Here is a 3,309-nt window from a genome sequence, read left to right on the forward strand (position 1 = left end):
GGAGCCGTTACGTCGGAGCGAGCGGCAAGAGCATCGGGATGGAGACCTTCGGGGCGTCGGCGCCGCTCAAGGAGCTCCAGAGGAAATTCGGCTTCCTTCCCGAGGACATCGTCGCGGCAGCCAGGGAGCAGATCGCGAAAGCGAGGTGAGTAATGCGCATCGCAATAGGTTCCGATCACGCAGGGTTCGAGCTGAAAGAGGCGGTGAAGCCCTTCCTGTCAAGGGAAAACCACGAGATTCTCGATGTGGGCACTCATCGCCAGGATCCAGTCGACTATCCCGATTACGCGGAGGCCGTGGCGACCGCGCTTCGCGAATCGAGAGCCGAGCGCGGCATCGTGATCTGCGGAAGCGGGGTCGGGGCATCCATGGCCGCCAACCGCATTCCCGGCATTCGCGCCGGGCTCTGCCACGACACCTATTCCGCGCATCAGGGCGTCGAGCACGACGACATGAACGTGCTGGTCCTCGGAGGCCGGGTGGTGGGGGTCGAGCTCGCCCGCGAGCTGGTGCGCGCGTTCCTGGAAGCGAAGTTCAGCGGGGAGCCGCGCCACCGGCGGAGGCTCGCGAAGTTGACGTCGCTCGAGAATCCGCTTCGGGCGCTTTCCGTGTTCGGCCAGTCGGTCTGGCTGGACTACATACGGAGGAGCCTCATCACCAGCGGCGAGCTCCGCCGCCTCATCGACGAGGACGGGCTTCGGGGGGTCACCTCGAACCCGGCGATCTTCGAGAAGGCGGTTGCGGGAAGTTCCGACTATCGAGACCTCCTCGAGTCTCCGGAAGCGCGGACCATGGACCCGAAGAGGCTCTACGAGAACCTCGCGGTCCGCGACGTTCGAGACGCCGCGGACGTGCTCCGCCCGGTGTACGAGGAGTCCTCGAGGCGGGACGGGTACGTGAGCCTCGAGGTCTCTCCCTTCCTCGCCTACGACGCCGAGGGCACCCTCGAAGAAGCGCGGCGGCTATGGCAGGAGGTGGATCGCGAGAACCTCATGATCAAGGTCCCCGCGACGCCCCAGGGCATCGCCGCCTTCCACGAGCTCGTGAGCGAGGGCCTGAACGTCAACGTGACGCTGCTCTTCTCCCAGGACGTTTACGAGCAGGTGGCGGAGGCCTACATCGGCGGAATCGAGAGGCTCGCCTCCCGGGGCGGCGATCCGAGCGGCGTCGCGAGTGTCGCCAGCTTCTTCATCAGCCGCATCGATAGCGCCGTCGACGCCATAATCGCCGAGACCGCTCCCGCGTTGCGACATCTCAGCGGAAAGGCGGCGATCGCGAACGCGAAGCTCGCCTACCAGCGCTACCAGGTGCTCTTCCAGAGTCCGCGCTTTCAGGCGCTCGCGGAAAAGGGCGCCCGCCCGCAGCGGCTCCTCTGGGCCAGTACGGGCACCAAGAACCCCGCTTATCGCGACGTCCTCTACGTGGAGGAGCTCATCGGTCCCGATACCGTCAACACGATTCCTCCGGCCACATTCGAAGCCTTTCGCGACCACGGCCACCCGCGGGCGAGCCTCACCGAGGACGTCGAAGGCGCCTTTGACACGATGAACGATCTCGCGAAAGCGGGGATCGCGATGAAAGAGGTGACGGAGAAGCTCCTCGAGGAGGGATTGATCCTCTTCTCGCAAGCCTTCGACAAGCTGTTGAAGGCGGTCGAGAAGCAAAGCCGCGAGCCGGGCGCGGGGAAGATCAATCGGCTGACTTATCAGCTGCCCGAGCCGATGGCGGAGGCGGTGAAAGAGACGCTCGCCGAGTGGCGCGCCCAGGGCAAGGCCCGAAGGCTCTGGGGCCGCGATTCCACACTCTGGACCGGGAAAGACGAAGCGCGGTGGCTCGGATGGCTCGGGATCGTCAACGACCAGCTCGCGCACATCGAGCACCTGACGCGCATGAGGGAAGAGGCCCGGAGCGCGGGCTTCTCGCACGTCCTGCTCCTCGGCATGGGGGGATCCAGCCTTTGTCCGGACGTGATGAAGAAGACCTTCGGCAAACTCCCCGGCTATCCGGAGCTGCACGTCCTCGATTCGACCGACCCGAGCCAGGTGAAGTCTTTCGAGAGCCGGGTCGATCTCGAGAAGACGCTCTTCATCGTTTCGAGCAAATCCGGCTCGACCCTCGAGCCGGATATCTTCCGGCGGTATTTCTTCGATCGGCTCGAGCGGATCGTCGGTCGGGAAGAAGCGGGGCGCCGCTTCCTCGCCATCACCGACCCGGGATCGAGGCTCGAGCAGACGGCCCAAGCGGACGGCTTCCGGCAGGTCTTTCTCGGCTGGCCGGACATCGGCGGACGCTACTCTGCGTTGTCCGATTTCGGCCTGGTCCCCGCGGCCCTCATGGGAGTGGACGTCGCGAGGTTTCTCGATCGGACCGAGGAGATGGTTTGCGCCTGCATGCCGTCGGTCCCCGTCGAGGAAAATCCGGGCATCGTCCTCGGGGCCATCATCGGTGCGGCCGCGACGCGGTTCGGGCGCGACAAAGTGACCATCCTCGCCTCACCGGGCGTTTCCGCTCTCGGCGTGTGGCTCACACAGCTCGTCGCCGAATCGACGGGAAAAGAGGGTAAGGGATTGATCCCCATCGACGGGGAGCGGCCCGGTGAAGCGGAGGTCTACGGCTCCGACCGCATCTTCGTCTACATCAAGCTGCTGTCCGCGCCGGATCGGGATCAGGACCGATCCGTGGAAGCGCTGGAGCGGGCCGGTCACCCCGTGGTGCGCATCCTGATGGACGATCCCTACGACCTCGGCGAAGAGTTCTTCCGCTGGGAGATCGCGACCGCCGTGGCCGGCTCCATTCTCGGCATTCATCCTTTCGATCAGCCGGACGTGGAAGCGAGCAAGATCGCGACCCGAAAACTGACGGCGGAGTACCAGAAAACAGGGCAGTTTCCAGCCGAGAGCCCGATCTACAGGGGGGAAGGAGTCGAGCTATACACCGACGTGGAGAACGCCGAGTTCTTGAATGAACGGGTGGACGGCGATCGCACTCTCGCCGCCTATCTGAAAGCGCATCTGAACCGGCTCGGGGCGGGGGACTACTTCTCGCTCCTCGCGTACATCGAGATGAACGAAGGGCACGAGCGCACTCTTCAGGCGGTGCGCCACGGCGTTCGCGACTCCAAACGAGTCGCCACCTGCCTGGAGTTCGGGCCACGGTTCCTGCACTCGACGGGTCAGGCCTACAAAGGCGGGCCGAACACAGGGGTATTCCTCTCCATCACCTGCGACGACGCCGTCGATCTCGAGGTACCCGGACAGGGTTACACCTTCGGGATCGTCAAGGCGGCGCAGGCGCGGGGGGACTTCGAGG

1 protein-coding gene is annotated in these 3,309 nt (G+C 65.0%); it reads left to right on the top strand.

The window, feature by feature from the left end; translation table 11 throughout:
• Window positions 1–152 precede the first annotated feature (152 nt).
• Window positions 153–3,309: bifunctional transaldolase/phosoglucose isomerase (locus tag VEK15_27425; GenBank protein ID HXV64460.1), on the top strand; the 3,157-nt coding region annotated here is incomplete at its 3' end.

This window comes from Vicinamibacteria bacterium (assembly GCA_035620555.1).
In the GTDB taxonomy this organism is placed as follows: domain Bacteria; phylum Acidobacteriota; class Vicinamibacteria; order Marinacidobacterales; family SMYC01; genus DASPGQ01.